The following is an 18,716-nucleotide window of genomic DNA, read 5'->3' on the forward strand; positions in this document are numbered from 1 at the left end:
CATTCGCCGAAAGGTGTCGCAGAACCCGAGCGATCGGAGGGAGCACAGTGCGGTGCCCGCCGACCGGCGGGACGACTACCCGGCGGCGGGCGGGGTCTGCTTGGACGCGGCCAGGTCGTCCACCACGAGGTGGCGCTGGTCGGTCGTGCCGTTGCGGTACGCCTGACGCCCGACCATGTGCGCCGACAAGGGCGCGGTTGCGAACTGCATGAGCACGACCGGCACCACGAGCGCCGCGCCCAGCAGGATGCCTCCGATCGACCGCTGCGACAGCGCGATCGCGATGCAGATCAGCAGCAGACCGAGCACCTGCGGCTTCGTCGCGGCGTGCAGGCGCGAGGGGACGTCGCGGAAGTGCAGCAGACCGACCGCGGCCGACAGGCACAGCACCGCGCCGATGAGGATCAGCACCAGCACCGCCCAGTCGATGACGACGTCGGGGATCTCGATTCCGAACACGTTCATGAGGTCGTGTTGTCCCTTCTCGCCACGTAGCGCGCCACCGAGATCGAGCCGAACACGCCGACCGCGGCGATGATGAGCAGCACCGGAACGCTGCGGGTGTGCCCGTTGATCGCCATCTCAGCTCCGAGGACGCACATCACCTCGGTCAGCAGCACATCGGAGGCCACCGCGCGGTCGAGGATCGACGGCCCGCGGACGATCCGGACGAGGGTCAGGACGGCCGCGATGCCGAACACGACCATGATCACCAGCAGCAGGATGTTCATCGCGCACCTCCGGCTTGCTCGTCGTCCTTGAGAGCACGGTACTGCGCGGGGCTGCCCAGCGCGCGCACGATCCGCCGCTCCCAGCGCAGCACGTTCTCGCGCTGCCGATCGACGTCGGCCTGTGTGCGCACCCCGATGACGTGCAGATAGAGGATGCGACGATCGCGGTCCGCCTCGACGATCAGCGACCCGGGGATGAGCGAGGCCGTCACCGCCACGTGGGTCATCACGAGATCGTCCGCGTACCGCAGCGGCACGGCCATGATGGCGGCCCCCGGCTGGTGACGGAAGTCGAACACCTGCACGGTCACGCTGAGCGCGCCGCGCAGCACCGCGAACAGGAACTGCACCAGGAACAGCGCCCCGTACCAGAGGTTGATGCGCCCGCTCAGCTCGATCGTCGGCAGGCGGAACACCCGGGTGACGAACACGGCGACCACGAGTCCGGTGAGGAACGCGAGCACCGTGAACTGCCCCCACAGCAGCATCCACAGCACGACCAGCCAGGCCAGGAACGGGAGCTGGAGCAGGAAGGCCTGGAACAGGCCGCGACGCGTTTCGGGGGTCACGGGGCCACCTCCTCCTCCAGCTGGACGAGGCTCACCGGCTGCAGCAGCGCATCGCCGATGCGGTCGCACAGCGCGTAGAGGGGCCCGGCGAACACGGTCAGCGCGACCGTCACGGTCACCATCCCGCCGGTCGCGACCGTCATGATCCGGGGGATGCGGCGGCGCTCCTGCTGCTCGTCGGCGGCCGGCGCGTTGCCGAGGTAGGAGATGCGTCCGTCGGTCTCGGTCGAGTCCTCCTCCTCGCGCCAGAACGCGAGGTTCCAGGCGCGCATGAGGGCGTAGAGCGTCAGCAGCGAGGTGACGATGCCGCCGATGATGAGCACGATCATGATCGGCGTTCCGACGGACGCCGCCGCGTCGAACAGCGCGAACTTCCCGATGAATCCGGAGAACGGCGGCAGACCGCCCAGGTTGATGGCCGGCACGAAGTACAGCACCGCGAGGATCGGCGCGGCCTTCATGAGCCCCTTGACCCGCAGGATGCTGGTGCTGCCGGCTCTTCGCTCGATCAGTCCGACGGCGAGGAACAGGGTCGTCTGCACGACGATGTGGTGGACGATGTAGTACACCGTCGCGCCGATCGCGGCCGGCGTCGCGATCGCGAGGCCGAAGATCATGTAGCCCACGTGGCTGACGAGGGTGAACGAGAGGATCCTCTTCAGCTCGGCCTGCGCCACGGCGCCGAGGACGCCCACGATCATGGTCGCCAGCGCCACGATGAGCAGCAGCGTGTCGATGCTGTTCTCGGCGAACAGCTGCGTCTCGGTGCGGATCAGCGCGTATACGCCGACCTTGGTCAGCAGGCCCGCGAACACCGCCGTGACGGGCGCCGGCGCCGTCGGATAGGAGTCGGGCAGCCAGAAGGACACCGGGAAGATGGCCGCCTTGATGCCGAACGCCACGACGAGCAGCAGGTGCAGCACGAGCTGGGTCTCCTGCGGCAGCTCGGTCATCCGCTCGGCGATCTGCGCCATGTTCACGGTGCCCAGGGCGCCGTAGATCATGGCGATCGAGGCGAGGAACAGGATCGATGAGACCAGCGAGACGACGATGTAGACGGCGCCGGTGCGGATGCGGGACTCGGTGCTGCCGAGCGTGATCAGCACATACGAGGCGACCAGCAGGATCTCGAATCCGACATACAGGTTGAACAGGTCGCCGGCGATGAAGGCGTTGAAGATCCCGGCCGCGAGAATCAGGTACGAGGGGTTGAAGATCGAGATCGGCGTCTCGTCCGTCCCGTCGGCGGCGCCCTGGCCGATCGAGAACAGCAGGACGGCGAGCAGCACGATGCTGGAGATCAGAACGAGCAGGGCCGCGAGGCGGTCGACGTACAGGACGATCCCGAACGGGACGGGCCAGCCGCCGACCGAGACCGCCAGGGGCGTGCCGCCGTCCACGACCACGAGCAGGACCGCGGCGATCACGGCCACGGCGGCGAGCGTCGCGACGGAGACGAGGATCTGCAGCCGTGGGCTGCGCCCGAACACGAGCGTGATCGCCGCGCCGAGCAACGGCAGGGCGACGAGCAGGGGGACGAGCGCGCTCACGGGCGGTCCTCCCCGTCGGGCTCATGGGATTCGTCGGCGGGGCGTTTCGACTCGCTGCGCTCGCTCGACGAACGAGTGGAGGGGCCGTCGGGGTCGCTCGACGAACGAGAGGAGGGGTCGCCCGACGAGCGGGGAAGGGGAGAGTCGAACGGGGCGTCGTCGTGGATCGCCGGATGGTCGCGCATGTGCAGCACCGTGATCGGGGCGGTCTGGACGCCGACGAAGTCCGTCGTGACGTCCTCCTCGCCGACCGCGCCCTCGTCCTCCAGCACGTCCTCGTCGGCGTCCGTCCGCTCGCGCAGCGCGATGTCGGCCTCGTCGTCCTCGACCGTGTCGGCCTGTCCGAGCTGCCAGGAGCGGTAGATCAGCGCGAGCAGGAACGCCGACACCGCGAACGTGATGACGATCGCCGTCAGCGTGAGCGCCTGCGGCAGCGGGTCGCTGACCCCGGTCTCGCCGTAGAACGGCGCGTTGCCCGGCACACCCATGACGATGAGCAGCAGCAGGTTCGTGGCGTTGCCGAGCAGCAGGAACCCGATGAGCACGCGCGTGAGGCTGCGCTCGAGCATCGCGTACACGCCGCATGCGAAGAGCACCGCCATGACGAAGATCAGGGTCAGCGAGACATCCATCAGACGCTCACCCCCCGAGCGCGCATCTCGAGCGCCTGCTTGTCGACCTCCGCGCCGAGGCTGCGCAGCACGTCGAGCACCAGGCCGATCACGACGAGGTACACGCCGATGTCGAAGATCGTGGACGTGACGAACTCCATGTGACCGATGATCGGGATCTCCCACTCCCAGAAGGTGCTCGTCAGAGGAGAGAGGCCGAAGAACAGGGGCACGACCGCGGTTCCCACGGCGATGATCAGGCCGGCGCCGAGCAGGCGTCCGGCATCCGTGGGCGCTGCGGCGCCGAGCTCCCAGCGTCCGCCGGCGATGTAGCGCATGACGAGCGCCATCCCCGCGACGAGTCCGCCGGCGAAGCCGCCGCCCGGACTGTTGTGACCGGCGAAGAGCAGATAGATGGACACCACGATGATCGTGTGGAACAGGATGCGGACCACGACCTCGAGCAGGATCGACCGGTTCTCGGGCTTCATCCTCTGCCCGCCGATCAGCCAGGCCCGAGGCGCGCTGCGGTTCTCGGCCGTCTGGAACCGCACGCCGTCCGTGGTCTCGACGAGCGGGTTGAGCCGCGCCTTGCGCTTGGTCGACCGCGGCAGAGTGCGGGTGGCGGCCAGCAGGTCTGCGCGGTGCGTGACGAACACGAGGGAGGCCACGCCGGTCGCTGCGAGCACGAGCACCGACAGCTCGCCCATGGTGTCCCAGCCGCGCAGGTCGACCAGCGCGACGTTGACGACGTTCTTGCCGTGACCGATGTCGTACGCGAGATCGGGGAACAGGAGCGAGATCGGATCGGCGACTCTCGACTGGGTCGCGACGACCGCGATGAGCGCCATGGTCGCGCCGACGGCGATGCCGAGGATCGCCCGCGGGAGCCGTCCGACCGACGCGTTGTGCTCTCCCATGCGTGCCGGCAGCCGGCGCAGGACGAGCGCGAACGTGACCATCGTGACCGTCTCGACGAGGATCTGCGTGAGAGCAAGATCCGGCGCGCCGCTGGTGGCGAAGAGCACCACCATGCCGAGTCCCGTGACCGACACCAGCACCACGCCCGTGTACCGCTTGCGCGCCTGCACGGCGACGATGCCGGCGGCCGCCATGATCGGCGCGACGACGACCTGCGTCGGCGTGTGCCAGGCGGACAGGGTCATCCGGTCGACGTCGGCCGCGAGCAGGGCCGTGATCTCGGCGACCACGAGGACGATGAAGATCGTGCCGACGTACACCGGCAGCGAACCGCGCTGGGTGAGCGAGGTGGTGAGGACCGAGAGTCGGTCGATGCTGCGAGTGACCAGGTAGTACGCGTCGGATGCCGTGAACGGCAGGATCCGGGACCGGCGGTCCCATCCGGTGCTCCTGGCCAGCAGGAACACCGCGAGCCCGAGCAGGATGGACAGGATCGAGATCGCCAGCGCCGGCTCGAAGCCGTGCCACAGCGCGAGATGTCCCGTGCCTTCGCCGTCGAGGCCCGGCCGCGCGGTGGCGGCATAGCCGTGCAGGGCGACGTCGAGCGCGGGGGCGCCGATCCCGGCGGCGACCGTGACGCCTGCCAGGATGATCGGCGCCGAGAGGAAGCCGACGGGCGGGTCGGGCCACGCGGTCTCCGGCATGCGGTCGCCCTGGGCGTCCCGTTTCGTCCAGAACGCGCCCCACAGGAAGCGGATGCCGTAGGCCGCGGTGAAGACGGCGCCGAGCGAGACGCCGATGAGGGCGACCCACCCCCACGCCGATCCGGCGACGGCGTCGTCGACGAGTGCGGTCAGAGCGGATTCCTTCGCCACGAAGCCGATCGTGGGCGCGACTCCCGCCATGGATGCGATCGAGATGAACGCGGCCGTGGCCATCACCGGCGCCTGCCGGCCGACTCCCGAGAGCTCGGTGATGTCTCGTGTGGACAGCTGGCGGTCGATGACCCCGACGATGAGGAACAGCGCCGATTTGAACAGAGCGTGCGCGATCACGAGCGCGAGCCCCGCGAGCGCCGCGGCCTGGGTCCCGTAGCCGACGACGATCGTGAAGAAGCCGAGCTGGCTGACGGTGCCGAAGGCGAGGATGCGCTTCAGGTCGGTCTCGCGCAGCGCCTGGACGCCGCCGAGCAGCATCGTCAGCACGCCCAGGGAGATGACGATCGGACGCCAGGGCTCGCTGAACGCGAAGATCGGCGCGAAGCGCGCGATGAGGTAGATGCCGGCCTTCACCATGGCGGCGGCGTGCAGGTAGGCGCTGACCGGCGTGGGTGCGGCCATGGCTCCGGGGAGCCAGAAGTGGAACGGGAAGATCGCGGACTTGCTCAACGCCCCGACGAGCAGCATCACGATCGCGGCGTTCACGAAGGGACCCGTGGGCGGGGCGGCGAGCATGTCGGAGATGCTGGAGGTGCCGGCATCCACGACGAGCAGGACGACACCGACGAACATGACGAGGCCGCCGAGCGTGGTCACGAGCAGGGCCTGCAGGGCGGAGCGACGGCTCGCGGCACGGCGGTGGTAGTGGCCGATGAGCAGGTACGACAGGATGCTCGTGGCCTCCCAGAACATCACGAGCATGACGAGATCGTCGGTGAGCACGAGACCGTACATCGCACCGGCGAAGGCGAGCAGGACGCCCGCGAACTGGCCGAGTCCCGCTGCCTCGTCGTGGAAGTACCAGCGGCAGTACAGCAGCACCAGGGCGCCGACGCCGGTCACGATGAGCGTCATGACCCACCCGAGCACGTCCATGTGCATCGAGAGGTTGAGGCCGAGCTGGGGAATCCACGCGAGGGATTCGAACGGGGCCTGGTCGGGATCGAGGACCTGCGGCGTCAGCACCAGGGCGTGGACGAAGGCCGCCGCGGGGACGAGTGCCGCGATCGCGAAGGCCTGAGCGCCGAGCCAGCGCACGAGAGCGGGGAGGAGGAGGGAGCAGAGGAGGAATACGCCGAGGAGTGTCAGCATAGGCGGCTCCTCAATGGCTCGTCGGCCTTGCGGCTCAGGCGGGCGGGTCCGTACCAGTCTACCGGCGGAAGCCGTGGCCGGTCCCGGGGTCGGCATGCGAGACTGGTCGGATCATGCGCTTCATCGTCAAGGTCGTCATCAACGCCTTCGCCTTCTGGGTCGCAGCTCTCATTCCCGCTCTGGAGATCGAGATCACTCCGTTCCCGCCCGGCGGAGACCTGCAGCTCGTGCTGACGCTGCTCGCCGTCGGTGCGATCTTCGCGCTCGTCAACACCATCGTCGGCACGATCGTGAAGATCGTCGCGTTCCCGCTGTACATCCTGACGTTCGGGCTGATCGGCTTCGTGATCAACGGCTTCCTGCTCTGGCTGACCGCCTGGATCACCTCCGGCTTCGGCTGGGGCGTATCGGTGGGGAACTTCTGGTGGGTGATCGTCGCCGCGCTGGTGATCTCGATCATCAACGGCATCTTCGGCTTCATCCTGCGTCCGCAGAAGAAGGCCGCGCGCGGCTGACCGGTCACGGCTCCCGCCCGGTCCGATCGGCGGCGTACTCGGTCGACTCGATGCTCACGGCGTCCGCGAGGACCCGGAGCCGGTCGCGGTAGGCCTCGAGGCGCACATCGCCGGAGGCATCCGCCAGCTCGGCCGTCTCGACGTAGTTCTCGATCATGTGCGGTTCGAGGATCAGGTCCTTCACGCTGAAGCCGGGATCGCCCTCCCGTCGGATGACGAGGCTGTCGTCGGACCCCGTCCCGGCCGGCCAACCGCCTCCGGCGAGCGAGTTCACGACGTCGTCGGTGTGGCTGAGCCTGATGAGCGTCTGATCGGCGTCCAGCGCCGGCACGTTCGGGCTGCCCGCGAGCACCGTCGTCCGCACCTCGAACTCGTCGCTCATGGCAAGATTCGCCGCGACCATGCCGCCCTGCGAGTAGCCGTAGACGTCGACGACGTCGCCGGGCTCCGCGCCCGCCTGACGCAACGCGTCGAGCGTCGCCTGATACGACGCCGAGACACGGCCGGTGTACAGCTCGGTGTTGGACTTCATGTCCCACGGCTCCCCTGCCCCGTACAGGCCCGACTGGGTGCCCTTGATGTACGCCGCGTACTGCTTGCTGCCGTCTGCGAAGGTGTAGGTCTCGACCCTGACCTGGGCCCCGTCGGACTGCGGGAACCGCCGCATCGCGTCGGCGAGCGACGCCGGCGGCGCGACCGGCTGGGAGGTCTGCACGGGCGCGACGCGCACCGGGTCGGCAGTGCCCTTCAGGGTCGTCCCGGGCGGCAGGACGCCGAAGAGCGCCGAGCTGCCCAGCGCTGCGGTGATCGCCGTGATCGCCCCGAAGTTCGCTCCGGTCACCGTGGTCGCGAGGTCGAACTGGCTGTCCAGCCCCTCGAATCGCGCCTGCTCCCACTGCACTGCGAGGGCATCGGCCATGGTCGCGAGGCGCTCATCGGTGGCCTCGAGGTCCTCGATCCGCATCTGCACCGCATCGGCGGCCGCGGCATCCGTCAGCAGCAGCGCGTCGTGCTCGGCGCGCAGCTCGACCAGCTCGTACACGTCGGCCATGAGTCCGGCCCCGGAGGCGACCTCGTCGATCCGGGTGCGCAGGGCCGCGAGCCGATCGGCCACAGCCCAGAGCTCGGCGGTGTCGACCCCGGCGGACAGTCCCGTGGTCTGGACGATCCAGCGATGCGCCTGGTGCGCGGCGTCCGCGGCCGCACCGACGCCGGCGGCGATCGGACCGAGGCGTACGGCGACGTCGCGCAGCGCCTCGGTGTCCACCGCGATCGCGCCACCGCGCAGGATCTCGACACCCGCTTCGTCCTCGTCGCTCATGCCGCCGCCTCCAGTTCCCACAGTCGTGCGCGCAGGGTCGCCGCCGCGCTCGCGCACTGCGCCGAGAAGGACTCGATCTCGACGTGCAGTGCGCGCACCCCCTCGGCCTGCCATTCGGTGTCCGCGATGAGCGGGAGCAGAGCCGCTCCGACCTCGTCGAGAGCCGCGAGCGCGTCGGACACGGAGCGCCGCGCACTGTGCCAGCCCCACAGCTGCTCCGGTGTCCACGCGGCGGCCATGTCGATCGAATGCATGGCCACAGCCTGCCCCGACCCTCCCGCGTCGCGAGGGTCGGCTGCCGCGGCATCCTCGGGATCCGGGGAGAAGCGCCCGGGAATCGCCCCTGTGCAGGACGAGTCGCGCGTGGGCAGAATGGAACCCATGACCGACCCGGAACCGTTCCGCGTCATCTTCGTCTGCACGGGAAACATCTGCCGCTCCCCGATGGCCGAAGTGGTCTTCCGCGACCTCGCCGAACGGCAGGGCCTGGGACACCGGATCGTGTCCCGCAGCGCGGGAACCGGCGACTGGCATCTGGGCGAGCGTGCGGACCATCGCACGCTCGCGGCGCTCGAACGCCGCGGATACGACGGATCGCTGCACCGTGCACGGCAGTTCACGGCGGCGTCCTTCCGCGAGAACGACCTCGTCGTGGCGCTGGACAGGACGCACGAGCGCAATCTCCGGGAGTGGGCGCACGACGAGGACGAGGAGGGCAAGGTCACGCTGCTGCTGTCGTTCGACCCGGCCACGGACGCCTCGGACGTGCCGGATCCCTACTACGCGGGGCCGGACATGTTCGATGCCGTGCTCGGTATGATTGAGGCGTCGACCCGGGGCCTGTTCCGTCAGCTCGAACCCGCCCTGCGCCAGCCCGCACGACGCCCCGCATTCGAGGGGCCCTGATCAGGAGGACTCCCCTGACTTCGCACGCCTCTCTCCCGCCCCAGCCGCTCAGCCCCCTCGACGGCCGCTATCGCGCCGCCGTCTCGGGCCTGGCGGACTTCCTGTCCGAGGCGGGCCTCAACCGGGCCCGCGTCGAGGTCGAGGTCGAGTGGCTGATCGCACTGACCGACCGGTCGCTGTTCGGGACCTCGCCCTTGTCGGATGCCGACAAGGAGCGTCTGCGTGCTCTCTACCGCGACTTCGGCCAGGCCGAGATCGACTGGCTGGCCGAGAAGGAGGCCGTGACGCAGCACGACGTCAAGGCGGTCGAGTATCTCGTGCGCGACCGCCTGTCGTCCCTGGGCCTGGATGACATCGCCGAGCTCACGCACTTCGCGTGCACGAGCGAGGACATCAACTCCGCCTCCTACGCTCTGACCGTCAAGCGCGCGGTGCTCGGGGTGTGGCTTCCCGCCCTCGACGGCGTCATCGCCAAGATCCGCGAGCTCGCGGTCGAGCATGCGGACGCCGCGATGCTCTCGCGCACGCACGGCCAGCCCGCGACCCCGTCGACCATGGGCAAGGAGCTCGCCGTGTTCGCGTGGCGCCTGGAACGCGTGCGCGGCCAGATCGCGGCATCCGAGTTCCTGGCGAAGTTCTCCGGCGCGACCGGCACCTGGTCGGCGCATCTCGCCGCGGAGCCGGACGCCGACTGGCCCGAGATCTCGCGCGCCTTCATCGAGTCGCTCGACATCGACTTCAACGTCCTCACCACCCAGATCGAGTCGCACGACTGGCAGGTCGAGCTGTACGACCGGGTGCGTCACGCGGGCGGCATCCTGCACAACCTCGCGACCGACATCTGGACCTACATCTCGCTCGGCTACTTCGCGCAGATCCCGGTCGCCGGGGCCACCGGCTCGTCGACCATGCCGCACAAGATCAACCCGATCCGCTTCGAGAACGCCGAGGCGAACCTGGAGATCGCCGGCGGCCTGCTCGCGACCCTCGGTCAGACGCTGGTCACGTCGCGCCTGCAGCGCGACCTCACCGACTCGACCACGCAGCGCAACATCGGCGTCGCGTTCGGGCACTCCCTGCTCGCACTGGACAACCTGCGCCGCGGACTGAACGCCATCTCGCTGCGCCGTGACGTGCTGCTGGACGACCTCGACGGCAACTGGGAGGTGCTCGCCGAGGCGATCCAGACCGTCATCCGTGCCGAGGTCGTCGCGGGTCGATCGACGATCACGGACCCGTACGCATTGCTCAAGGAGCTCACGCGCGGTCACCGTGTGGGCGCTGCGGAGCTCGCGGCATTCGTCGAAGGGCTCGAGATCGGGGACGCCGCGAAGCAGCGCCTGCTCGCCCTGACCCCGGCGACGTACACCGGCATCGCGGAGCAGCTCGCGCGCTGAGCCGGCTCCGCCACGGACGCGAGTGCACGACCTCGCGCCGGATGCACGGCCCACCGGCGCCTGCATCCCGTGCACTAGGCGGCATCCCGTGCACTCGCGGAGCGCGTGGCGCCGAGATGTCAGGCGGCGGGCTCTCCGGAGTGAGCGGCGGGCGCATCCCTCGGCATGAAGGCCGCGGCGAGCAGCGTCAGCAGGGCGACGACGGCGGCGCCCGCGAACACCCAGACGGATGCCGAGACGATCGTCGCCGGGTCCTCCGGCCCGGCTCCCCGGGCGATCACCGCGTTCGAGATCGCGCCGAACACGGCCACGCCGACCGCGCTGCCCGCTGATCGGGCGAACGCGTTCATGCCCGTGACCGCACCGCGCTCTCCCCATCCGACCGATGCCTGAGCGGCGATCAGTGTCGGCGCGGCCGTCCAGCCCAGGCCGAAGCCGAGGACGAACGCGATCACGGCCACGACGTACGGATTCGGCCATGACGCCGCGGACGCCAGCGCGATCGCCGCGATGGAGGCGATCGCCATGCCGATGAGCGCCGTGCGGCGGAACCCGATCCGCAGGAACAGCCGGCCGGCGTTCGCCGCCGAGATCGGCCAGCCCAGCGTGAGGGCGGCGACGGCGAGGCCGGACAGCAGCGGCGCGATCCCGATGGAGCCCTCCAGGTACGCGGGCGCGAAGCTGGTGACGCCGGTCATGAGGGCTCCCACGCCGAGCGAGACGAGCGTGGTCGTGAGGATCAGGCGGCGGGAGGCGAGTCTCAGGTCCACGATCGGCTCCGCGGCACGCCGCTCGACGAGCCCGAAGGCGACGAGCGACACGGCGCCGAGACCGAAGCACAGCAGGCTGGGCAGCGACAGCCAGGCCCAGGCGTTGCCGCCCTCGAGCATTCCGAGGATGATCCCGGTCAGGCCGATCGTGAGCAGCACGGCGCCCGCGTAGTCGATGCGGTGACGCTGGGTCTGCTTCTGCTCGTGGTACCGGCGAACGAGCATCCATCCGGCGATCAGGCAGAGTGGGATGTTGACCCAGAAGATCCAGCGCCATGCGTCCAGCTGGGCGAAGATGCCGCCGAGCGCCGGGCCGACGACCGACGAGATCGCCCAGACGCTCGCGATGTACCCCTGGACCTTCGCGCGTTCGGCGACCGTGTAGATGTCGCCGACGATCGTCATCGACATCGGCGCCACGGCACCGGCGCCGAGCCCCTGCACGATGCGGAACATGATCAGTGCGGTCATGCTTCCGGCGAAGCCGCACAGGATCGAACCGGCCAGGAACAGCCCGATCCCGATCAGGATGATCGGCTTGCGTCCCACCGTGTCCGCGAATCGCGAATAGATCGGCACGCTGACGGCCTGGGCGAGCAGATAGACCGAGAACAGCCAGGGGAACTCCTGGTAGCTGCCCAGATCCCGGACGATGCTCGGCACGGCCGTCGCGAGGATCGTGGCGTCGATCGCGATGAGTCCGGTGGCGAGCATGAGCGCGCCGAGCACCGGTCCGCGCTCGGATCGGAGTCCGACGGAGGCGCGATCGATCGAGGTGGTCACCACAGGGACAAGTCGCCGCGGCGCCGGACTATTCCGCGATCAGGACGCGTCGCCGTCCTTGGCGTCGGTTCCCCGGTCGCTCTCGGCGTCCGCGGGATCGGCGTCGGCGGGGGTGTCCGGCGACGCGGCGTCGGGTGCGGCATCCGACTCCTCGTCGTAGAGGACGGGTCGCGCGAGCTCCTCGTCCTCGTACTGAGCGGGGTCGACCGCGAGCATCAGCATCGCGATGCCGAGGAGTGTGACGATGAACGCTCCGCCGCCGACGACGAGGCCGAGCGCGATCGGGCTCAGGCCCTCGTACGTCCCGTTCGCGATGGCCTGGTTCACGCGTGCCGTGAACGCGCCCGTCGACACCAGCGTGACCGCCGCGGCGAAGACTCCGGCGGCGAGGGCGATGCCCAGCAGGTGCAGCGGGCGCAACAGCTCCCGGCGTGTGGGCTTGTCGTCGGTCATGCCGCACCTCCGGAGAGCGGGGCCGCGTCCGCGGCGGGCGTCTGGGCGTCGCGCGCGGGGGTGAGTCCCGCGATGCCGAGGAACACCGCGACGAGAGCGGCGTATCCACCGAGCATCCCGACTCCCAGGATGATCCCGGTCAGCTGGAACGTTCCGGCGTCCTCGACCGTGTAGTCCGAGGTGAATCCGGCCGGGATCAGCAGGAGCGCCACGGCGAGCAGGATGCCCAGACCGCCGATGAGGAGCGCGTCTCGAGCGAGGGGGTCGGCGTCGCGACGACCCCGGATGCCGGCGATGATCTCGACCGCGCCGGCGAGGATGGCCCAGCTGATGACGAGCGCGAAGAAGGTGTCGTCCGTACGCAGCATCGGGATCCCGGCGATCATCCCTGCGAGGATGTCGATCACGGCGAGCAGGACGTACGACCAACGGCGCCCCTGCGGGACGGCCAGCCAGGCGCTGAGGGCGAGGACGAATCCGGTCACGATGGCGAAGCCGCTGAACACGGCCAGCCCGACGGCGGCGGAGTGGTCGGAGGAGAACGTGATCATCAGGGCCGCGATCGCCGCGAACGCCGCGCGCAGCAGTTGGATGTGTCGCACCGTGAAGGCGCGGGCGGGGGCAGACATGACGAATCCTCGGTCCTGATGGTGGTGCGTCCAGTCTACCGGGGCGTGCCGGGGCGTCCGGCGGGCCCCGAGGGCGCAGCGTCGGAGTCCGACGGCCCTCCCCAGAACAGCCGTCGGACTCCACGCTTTGCGCAGTACGGGGCATCACTGCGCCGGACCGTCACGCGTCCGTGATCGGGCTTCCTCCCGGGGCGCGAGGTCCAGCGACCCCGCGCTCCCCGCCTCGAGCCCCCGAGGGGAAAGCGCCTGGTCGTATGCTCGAATCTACGAGACGAGTGTTCACATACCTGGGGGAGGTCTGTGATGGCGAACGAGGACACCGGGGGCGGAAGCTTCGCCGACGTGCTCAGGGACGCGATCGTCGCCAGGGGGGTCACGCTCGCCTGGCTCAACAAGCGGCTGCGCGAGAACGGGAACCCGGTCTCGATGGCGACGCTGAGCTATTGGCGATCGGGGGCGCGCCGCCCCGAGGGCGCCCAGTCCCTGGCCGCGGTCGCGGACATCGAGGACCTGCTGCGGCTGGAGAGCGGGACGCTGTCCGACCTGGTGGGGCCCACGCAGCGCATCGGTCCGGTCGGCATGCCGATGTTCCCGCTCAATGAGAACGCCATCGAGGAGGCCGTCACCGAGGTGTTCCACGCACTCGGCGCCCCGCAGTTCGATCTGGCCCGGGACGTCAGCACCCACTCCGTGACCGATGTCGGTCCGGACGGGAACGTCGTCTCACGCACGACGAGGACCCTCGTCCAGTCCATGTCCGGACTTCTCACCCACGTTCCCTACGTCGACATGACGCCGGGTGTCCGCACGCCGCCGCCCGTGTTCCGGGCGATCGCCGGCGGCCGCATCGCCGCGCTGCACTCGCACGAGTCGGGAGAGGTCCACGGGTTCTCGCTGGAACTGGATCAGCCGGTCGACAGCGCGCAGTCCACCATGATCGAGTGGGCGTTCGAGGTGCCGCCCGGCTATCCGCCGGTGCGCGAGACCGGCCACGGCGTCGCCCGCCGGGCGCGTGACCTCGTGCTGTGGACGAGATTCCACCCGGATGCCCTGCCGGACTGGATCGACGAGGTCGAGGAGTCCCCGCACGGCATCGTCCGCACGCCCGCGACGATCGATGCCGGATCAAGCGTGCTCCAGGTGCGACGCCGCTTCGGACCGGGGATGCTGCTTCTGCGGTGGGGCTACGGCGAGCGCGAGTGACGGGCGTCCGTCATGCGCGTGTCTCCGTCATGCGCACGTTTCCGTCATGCGCGTGTCTCCGTCATGAGCGTGTTCTGCGACACTTCTCCGCAAATGCGCCAGGAAACAACTGTCGCAAACGCGGAAAGGTGTGGCAGAACCGCCCGCCGCAGGTCAGCCGAGGTCAGCCCGGCTGTGGGCCGGTGGCCACGGGACGGCCGAGGGTGTTCGACCACTGGCTCCACGAGCCGTGGAAGATCTTCGCGTCCATGCCGGCCTCGGCGAGCATCAGCGCGGTATGCGCGGCCGTGATGCCCGAGCCGCAGTAGGCGGCGACCGGCGTTCCGTCCGCGACGCCAGCGGCAGCCAGGTTCGCGCGGATCTCCTCGCGGCTGCGCGCCGTCCCGTCCGCCGCGAGGTGCACGGCGGTCGGCAGGTTGATCGCACCGGGGATGTGCCCGGCGACGGGGTCGTACGGTTCCGTCTCGCCGCGGTAGCGCTCGGGAGCTCGGACATCCAGCAGGACTCCGGATGCCGGGAACGCCGCGACCTCATCGATCGTGAGGCTGCCTCCGCGGATGTCGGACAGGGTCGCTGATCCCGATTCCGGAGTGACCGCACCCGCCTCGACCGGCTCACCGGAAGAGACCCACGCCGGCCACCCGCCGTCCAGAACGCGCACGTCCACGCCGCCCTGGCGCAGGATCCACCACGCCCGCGCCGCCGCCAGTCCGCCGTGATCGTCGTACGCGACGACCGGGTCTCCGTCGTCGAGGCCCCAGCGGCGGGCGGCGTCCTGGACCGTCGCGGTGTCGGGAAGCGGATGCCTTCCCTCGTCCGGCCGGCCGTGGCGGGACAGCTCGTTCTCGAGGTCGACGAAGACCGCTCCCGGCACGTGCGCCTCGAGGTACTCGGGGTGGCCGTCCGGACCGCCGAGACGCCAGCGCACATCGAGGACCCGCAGACGCGGCTCCCGGGCGATGAGTTCAGACAGTTCCGCGACGCTCACCAGATGGGACATGTGCCCAGCGTAGGGCGCACCGCTCCCCTCGCCCGCCCCCTTCGTTGAGCGAGGAGCGCAGCGACGAGTCGGAACGCACCAACCGCCGCACAGCCATCAACCCGTTTCGACTCGCTCCGCTCGCTCAACGAACGACGGGGCGCCCCGTCCCCATCCCCCGCTCGTTGAGCGAGGAGCGCAGCGACGAGTCGAAACGCACCAACCGACGCGCAGCCGTCAACCCGTTTCGACTCGCTCCGCTCGCTCAACGAACGACGGGGTGCGCGCTCAACGAACGAGGGGGTGTGCGCTCAACGAGCGAGGAGCGAAGGGGACGCGCTCAACGGAGGCTCAGTCCTCCTCGGCGGGCTCGAACTCCTCCGCGACGTCGACCGCCTCGGTGAGCTCGGTCTCCTCGTCGTCCTCGGCATCCACCTCGACCGCGTCGGCCGTCAGCACGCCGTCGGGGCGGATCAGCTCGCGCACCTCGGCCATGAAGCTGTTCAGCTGCTGCTGCTGCCAGCGCAGCTGGCGCGTGCGGTCCTCCGCGTCGCGCAGCACTTCGGTGGTGTGCCCGATCACGGTGTCCACGATCTTCTGCGCCTTCACGCGAGCCCGATCGAGGGTCTCGCGGGCACGCACCTGAGCATCCGCTTCGATCGTCTGCGCCTGCGAACGCATCAGACGCTCGTAGTCGTCGGCCTTCGCCGAGATCCGCTGCGCGTGCTCCAGGGACGCCTGCACCTGCTCGTTCGCGTCGCTCGTGATGCGCTCGGCATGCGCGACGGCCTGATTGTGCAGGGTGAGGAACTCCTGCTGCGCGTCGTTCTGGCGACGCGTCAGGCTCTCCTCGAACTCCAGCACCCGAGTGTTCATCTCGCGGACCTCGCGCTCGGCATCCGCACGCTGCTGCTGCGTCTCGCGCGTCACCATCGACCGCAGCGCGGCCGATCCCTTCTCCGCCTCGGCGCGAACGGCCGCCGCCTCCTGTTCGGCCTGCGTCACCTTCTCGGCGGCGTGCGCGGCCTCGCGGGCGATGCGGGCCTCGTGCGCGGTGTACTCCGTGTCGATGCGCAACCGCACCTGGTCCGCCTCATGCTGAGCCTCGGCCGTGATGCGGGCGACGTCCGCCTCGAGCTCGACGCGCTTCGCCTCGGCCTCCTCGCGAGCCGCCTCGAGCAGACGCTCGGCCTGCACCGCGGCGTTCTGGATCAGGACGCTCGCCTGCTCCTCCGCCACCCGCAGCACCGCCTCGAACTGCAGACGGGATCCCTCGTCGTCGCCCTCCCTGGCGGGCGCTTCGACGAGCTCGCTGGTCAGCGTGGCCACCTGCTGCTCGGATTCCGCGACCTGCGCCTGCGCGGCCGCCAGCTCCTCCTCCAGCTGCGCGATGCGCTCCTGGTCACCGGCGCGCGCGGCCTCGGCCTCGGCCCGGACGGCATCCGCCTCGCCGCTCGCGCCGTTGCGGGCGAGCTGAACGTCGGTCTCGGCGCGCTGCAACTGAGCGCGAAGCGTGGCGATCGCGGCATCCACCTCGCCCTTGTCGTACCCGCGGAACGCCTGCGTGAACGAGGTCTGTGCCTGCGCGGCTGCACCTCCCTGGACGAGCTGATCGAAGAAGTCCGGCTCTCGTGCGTCGCGGTTGTCGGCGTTGTCGCTCATGGTGAGCCTTTCTGACGGTCTCGTCCGGCGACACGATCGAGGGCCGCGGGGGGCGAGGAGAAGGAGAGGAGGATGGCGCGAAGCTCGCGACACATCCTAATCCGTTCCGATGTGCCCGGACCCAGGAGATCTCTCCGGATGCCGTTCGAACCGGATCGGCCGAAGCATGCGCCACTCGCAGCCGATTGGCCCGCGGATCCCGGCTCGGCGCTGCCGCGTCCCGTCTAGGCTCGTGCCACGAGAGAGGATCCCGGATGCCCCGCACCCATGATTTCGCCCAGGTCGACGTGTTCTCATCGACCGCTTACCTCGGCAACCCCGTCGCCGTCGTGCTCGACGCCGTGGGCGTCTCGGACGAGCAGATGCAGCGCCTGGCGCGCTGGACGAATCTGTCGGAGACGACGTTCGTGCTGCCGTCCTCCGACCCCGCGGCCGACTACCGTCTGCGGATCTTCACTCCGGGAGGCGAACTGCCGTTCGCCGGGCATCCCACGCTCGGTTCCGCAGCCGCGTGGCTCGCGTACGGCGGCACACCCGCCGACCCGGACGTGATCGTGCAGGAGTGCGGCGCCGGCCTCGTGCGCATCCGCCGCGACGGCGACACGCTCTCGTTCGCGGCGCCGCCGACACTGCGCTCGGGCCCGCTGGACGAGGAGCACCTGACGCGGATCGCCCGCGGCTTCGGCATCCCGCGCGACGCGATCATCGATCATCAGTGGGTCGACAACGGTCCCGGCTGGGCCGTCGTCCGGCTCGCGAGCGCCGAGGAGGTGCTGGCGCTCGAACCCGACTTCGCCCTCATCCCGGACGAGATGGTCGGCGCGATCGGGTCGTACCCGGACGGCTCCGCTCAGGCCATCGAGATCCGCAGCTTCGCGCCGCGCATGGGCGTGAACGAGGATCCCGTCTGCGGCAGCATGAACGCCAGCGTCGGACAGTGGCTGACCTCGACCGGCGCGCTGCCGACGGAGTACACGGCGTCGCAGGGACGGCGTCTGGACCGCGCCGGCGTGATCCAGGTCAGCGTCGACGACGCCGGCCAAGCGTGGGTGGGCGGCCCGACGACCGTCGGGATCCGCGGTTCGATCGAGCTGTAGTCGCCGTCCACGTCGAACGGCGCAGGAGGGCCGTTCTGCTGTGAGCAGAACGGGGTGACCGGAATCGGAGAGGCGGATTATCGTGAGCGCATGGCCGACATCGTCCCGTTCCCGCGTCCTGTGAATCGCGATCCGGAGCCGCTCTGGCGCGAACTGCTCGGCGACCAACTGCGTCGCCGTCGGCACGAACGCGAGGAGATCCTCGCGGAGACGGCGGAGAAGGCCGGCGTGTCGCCGCAGTACCTCTCCGAGGTGGAGCGCGGGCTCAAGGAGCCGTCCAGCGAGATGATCGCCGCGATCGCCGGGGCGCTGGACACCAGCCTCATCGAGTTGACGAGCGCCATCGCGGACGAGCTGCGGACGGTGCCGGCATCCGTCCCGGCATCCCGCGGAGCGTTCGCCCTCGCCGCCTGACCCTTCGGCCCGGGCTCGCACTCCCGCGCGGGCTGTGCGCCCGCTCGGGTTCCGCCGCGCTCGCGCGGGTTCTGCTCCCGCGCGGGTTCTGCTGCACCTTCTGACAATTGCGTCAGTAGCTTTCTGGCGCAATCGCTGAAAGGTGTCGCAGAACCCGCGGGCGCGACTCGCAGGC

At 69.9% G+C, this 18,716-nt stretch carries 19 protein-coding genes; 6 read left to right on the forward strand and 13 right to left on the reverse strand.

The window, feature by feature from the left end:
* Window positions 1-75: 75 nt before the first annotated feature.
* From mnhG to AC3RXZ_RS10925, 6 genes are read right to left on the reverse strand one after another with little or no spacing between them, the layout of a single operon-like run.
* Window positions 76-465 carry a monovalent cation/H(+) antiporter subunit G gene (mnhG, locus tag AC3RXZ_RS10900; protein WP_243228560.1) on the reverse strand — a complete coding sequence of 130 codons (390 nt, stop codon included), beginning with the start codon at window positions 463-465 and terminating at the stop codon, window positions 76-78.
* Window positions 462-731, reverse strand: a complete 270-nt coding sequence (locus AC3RXZ_RS10905) for an MrpF/PhaF family protein (protein WP_243228558.1) — start codon at window positions 729-731, stop codon at window positions 462-464. The genes mnhG and AC3RXZ_RS10905 overlap by 4 nt, the downstream gene beginning before the upstream one ends.
* Window positions 728-1,300, reverse strand: coding sequence for a Na+/H+ antiporter subunit E (locus AC3RXZ_RS10910; RefSeq protein WP_491494034.1), 573 nt, complete (start codon window positions 1,298-1,300; stop codon window positions 728-730). Before AC3RXZ_RS10910 ends, AC3RXZ_RS10905 begins: the two co-directional genes overlap by 4 nt.
* Window positions 1,297-2,850: a Na+/H+ antiporter subunit D gene (locus AC3RXZ_RS10915; RefSeq protein ID WP_491494035.1), complete on the reverse strand. Its 1,554-nt coding sequence runs from the start codon at window positions 2,848-2,850 to the stop codon at window positions 1,297-1,299. Before AC3RXZ_RS10915 ends, AC3RXZ_RS10910 begins: the two co-directional genes overlap by 4 nt.
* On the reverse strand, window positions 2,847-3,482 hold the full coding sequence (locus tag AC3RXZ_RS10920) for an NADH-quinone oxidoreductase subunit K (RefSeq protein ID WP_491494036.1): 636 nt from the start codon (window positions 3,480-3,482) through the stop codon (window positions 2,847-2,849). The genes AC3RXZ_RS10915 and AC3RXZ_RS10920 overlap by 4 nt, the downstream gene beginning before the upstream one ends.
* Window positions 3,482-6,412 carry a Na+/H+ antiporter subunit A gene (locus AC3RXZ_RS10925; protein WP_491494037.1) on the reverse strand — a complete coding sequence of 977 codons (2,931 nt, stop codon included), beginning with the start codon at window positions 6,410-6,412 and terminating at the stop codon, window positions 3,482-3,484. The genes AC3RXZ_RS10920 and AC3RXZ_RS10925 overlap by 1 nt, the downstream gene beginning before the upstream one ends.
* 113 nt (window positions 6,413-6,525) lie before the next feature.
* On the opposite strand from AC3RXZ_RS10925, the gene AC3RXZ_RS10930 reads away from it, so the two are divergent.
* Window positions 6,526-6,927: a phage holin family protein gene (locus AC3RXZ_RS10930; protein ID WP_243228549.1), complete on the forward strand. Its 402-nt coding sequence runs from the start codon at window positions 6,526-6,528 to the stop codon at window positions 6,925-6,927.
* Between the two features lie 4 nt (window positions 6,928-6,931).
* Here the strand turns inward: AC3RXZ_RS10930 and AC3RXZ_RS10935 are convergent, their stop codons facing one another.
* Both AC3RXZ_RS10935 and AC3RXZ_RS10940 read right to left on the reverse strand, forming a co-directional pair.
* A complete protein-coding gene (locus AC3RXZ_RS10935; protein WP_491494038.1) occupies window positions 6,932-8,248 on the reverse strand; it encodes a hypothetical protein in 1,317 nt (438 codons plus the stop codon).
* Window positions 8,245-8,502: a hypothetical protein gene (locus tag AC3RXZ_RS10940; RefSeq protein ID WP_243228546.1), complete on the reverse strand. Its 258-nt coding sequence runs from the start codon at window positions 8,500-8,502 to the stop codon at window positions 8,245-8,247. The genes AC3RXZ_RS10935 and AC3RXZ_RS10940 overlap by 4 nt, the downstream gene beginning before the upstream one ends.
* 127 nt (window positions 8,503-8,629) lie before the next feature.
* Here AC3RXZ_RS10940 and AC3RXZ_RS10945 point away from each other — a divergent pair, with 127 nt between their 5' ends.
* On the forward strand, window positions 8,630-9,154 hold the full coding sequence (locus AC3RXZ_RS10945; protein ID WP_243228544.1) for a low molecular weight protein-tyrosine-phosphatase: 525 nt from the start codon (window positions 8,630-8,632) through the stop codon (window positions 9,152-9,154).
* 14 nt (window positions 9,155-9,168) lie between these two features.
* On the forward strand, window positions 9,169-10,551 hold the full coding sequence (purB, locus tag AC3RXZ_RS10950) for an adenylosuccinate lyase (RefSeq protein WP_491494120.1): 1,383 nt from the start codon (window positions 9,169-9,171) through the stop codon (window positions 10,549-10,551).
* A 119-nt stretch (window positions 10,552-10,670) separates the two neighbouring features.
* On the opposite strand, the gene AC3RXZ_RS10955 is transcribed toward purB, so the two are convergent.
* From AC3RXZ_RS10955 to AC3RXZ_RS10965, 3 genes are read right to left on the reverse strand one after another with little or no spacing between them, the layout of a single operon-like run.
* Window positions 10,671-12,104, reverse strand: a complete 1,434-nt coding sequence (locus AC3RXZ_RS10955; RefSeq protein WP_491494121.1) for an MFS transporter — start codon at window positions 12,102-12,104, stop codon at window positions 10,671-10,673.
* Window positions 12,105-12,143: 39 nt separating this feature from the next.
* Window positions 12,144-12,557 carry a hypothetical protein gene (locus tag AC3RXZ_RS10960; protein ID WP_491494039.1) on the reverse strand — a complete coding sequence of 138 codons (414 nt, stop codon included), beginning with the start codon at window positions 12,555-12,557 and terminating at the stop codon, window positions 12,144-12,146.
* Complete coding sequence (locus tag AC3RXZ_RS10965; protein ID WP_491494040.1) at window positions 12,554-13,186, reverse strand: acyl-CoA synthetase; 633 nt, start codon at window positions 13,184-13,186, stop codon at window positions 12,554-12,556. Before AC3RXZ_RS10965 ends, AC3RXZ_RS10960 begins: the two co-directional genes overlap by 4 nt.
* Before the next feature lie 303 nt (window positions 13,187-13,489).
* Here AC3RXZ_RS10965 and AC3RXZ_RS10970 point away from each other — a divergent pair, with 303 nt between their 5' ends.
* Window positions 13,490-14,389: a hypothetical protein gene (locus AC3RXZ_RS10970; protein WP_491494041.1), complete on the forward strand. Its 900-nt coding sequence runs from the start codon at window positions 13,490-13,492 to the stop codon at window positions 14,387-14,389.
* Between the two features lie 163 nt (window positions 14,390-14,552).
* Here AC3RXZ_RS10970 and AC3RXZ_RS10975 read toward each other — a convergent pair whose 3' ends face one another.
* Together AC3RXZ_RS10975 and AC3RXZ_RS10980 are read right to left on the reverse strand one after the other, a co-directional pair.
* Window positions 14,553-15,389, reverse strand: coding sequence for a sulfurtransferase (locus tag AC3RXZ_RS10975; protein WP_491494042.1), 837 nt, complete (start codon window positions 15,387-15,389; stop codon window positions 14,553-14,555).
* A 330-nt stretch (window positions 15,390-15,719) separates the two neighbouring features.
* A complete protein-coding gene (locus tag AC3RXZ_RS10980) occupies window positions 15,720-17,030 on the reverse strand; it encodes a DivIVA domain-containing protein (RefSeq protein ID WP_491494043.1) in 1,311 nt (436 codons plus the stop codon).
* Window positions 17,031-17,284: 254 nt separating this feature from the next.
* Here AC3RXZ_RS10980 and AC3RXZ_RS10985 point away from each other — a divergent pair, with 254 nt between their 5' ends.
* Together AC3RXZ_RS10985 and AC3RXZ_RS10990 are read left to right on the forward strand one after the other, a co-directional pair.
* A complete protein-coding gene (locus tag AC3RXZ_RS10985) occupies window positions 17,285-18,127 on the forward strand; it encodes a PhzF family phenazine biosynthesis protein (protein ID WP_491494044.1) in 843 nt (280 codons plus the stop codon).
* 90 nt (window positions 18,128-18,217) lie between these two features.
* Window positions 18,218-18,541, forward strand: a complete 324-nt coding sequence (locus AC3RXZ_RS10990; protein ID WP_243228528.1) for a helix-turn-helix domain-containing protein — start codon at window positions 18,218-18,220, stop codon at window positions 18,539-18,541.
* Window positions 18,542-18,716 lie beyond the last annotated feature (175 nt).

This window comes from Microbacterium cucumeris, assembly GCF_058349845.2.

Coding starts and splice junctions, on each gene's coding strand:
- mnhG (WP_243228560.1), bottom strand. CDS start 465: ATGAACGTGTTCGGAATCGAGATCCCCGACGTCGTCATCGACTGGGCG.
- AC3RXZ_RS10905 (WP_243228558.1), bottom strand. CDS start 731: ATGAACATCCTGCTGCTGGTGATCATGGTCGTGTTCGGCATCGCGGCC.
- AC3RXZ_RS10920 (WP_491494036.1), bottom strand. CDS start 3,482: ATGGATGTCTCGCTGACCCTGATCTTCGTCATGGCGGTGCTCTTCGCA.
- AC3RXZ_RS10925 (WP_491494037.1), bottom strand. CDS start 6,412: ATGCTGACACTCCTCGGCGTATTCCTCCTCTGCTCCCTCCTCCTCCCC.
- AC3RXZ_RS10930 (WP_243228549.1), top strand. CDS start 6,526: ATGCGCTTCATCGTCAAGGTCGTCATCAACGCCTTCGCCTTCTGGGTC.
- AC3RXZ_RS10935 (WP_491494038.1), bottom strand. CDS start 8,248: ATGAGCGACGAGGACGAAGCGGGTGTCGAGATCCTGCGCGGTGGCGCG.
- AC3RXZ_RS10940 (WP_243228546.1), bottom strand. CDS start 8,502: ATGCATTCGATCGACATGGCCGCCGCGTGGACACCGGAGCAGCTGTGG.
- AC3RXZ_RS10945 (WP_243228544.1), top strand. CDS start 8,630: ATGACCGACCCGGAACCGTTCCGCGTCATCTTCGTCTGCACGGGAAAC.
- AC3RXZ_RS10960 (WP_491494039.1), bottom strand. CDS start 12,557: ATGACCGACGACAAGCCCACACGCCGGGAGCTGTTGCGCCCGCTGCAC.
- AC3RXZ_RS10965 (WP_491494040.1), bottom strand. CDS start 13,186: ATGTCTGCCCCCGCCCGCGCCTTCACGGTGCGACACATCCAACTGCTG.
- AC3RXZ_RS10970 (WP_491494041.1), top strand. CDS start 13,490: ATGGCGAACGAGGACACCGGGGGCGGAAGCTTCGCCGACGTGCTCAGG.
- AC3RXZ_RS10975 (WP_491494042.1), bottom strand. CDS start 15,389: ATGTCCCATCTGGTGAGCGTCGCGGAACTGTCTGAACTCATCGCCCGG.
- AC3RXZ_RS10980 (WP_491494043.1), bottom strand. CDS start 17,030: ATGAGCGACAACGCCGACAACCGCGACGCACGAGAGCCGGACTTCTTC.
- AC3RXZ_RS10985 (WP_491494044.1), top strand. CDS start 17,285: ATGCCCCGCACCCATGATTTCGCCCAGGTCGACGTGTTCTCATCGACC.
- AC3RXZ_RS10990 (WP_243228528.1), top strand. CDS start 18,218: ATGGCCGACATCGTCCCGTTCCCGCGTCCTGTGAATCGCGATCCGGAG.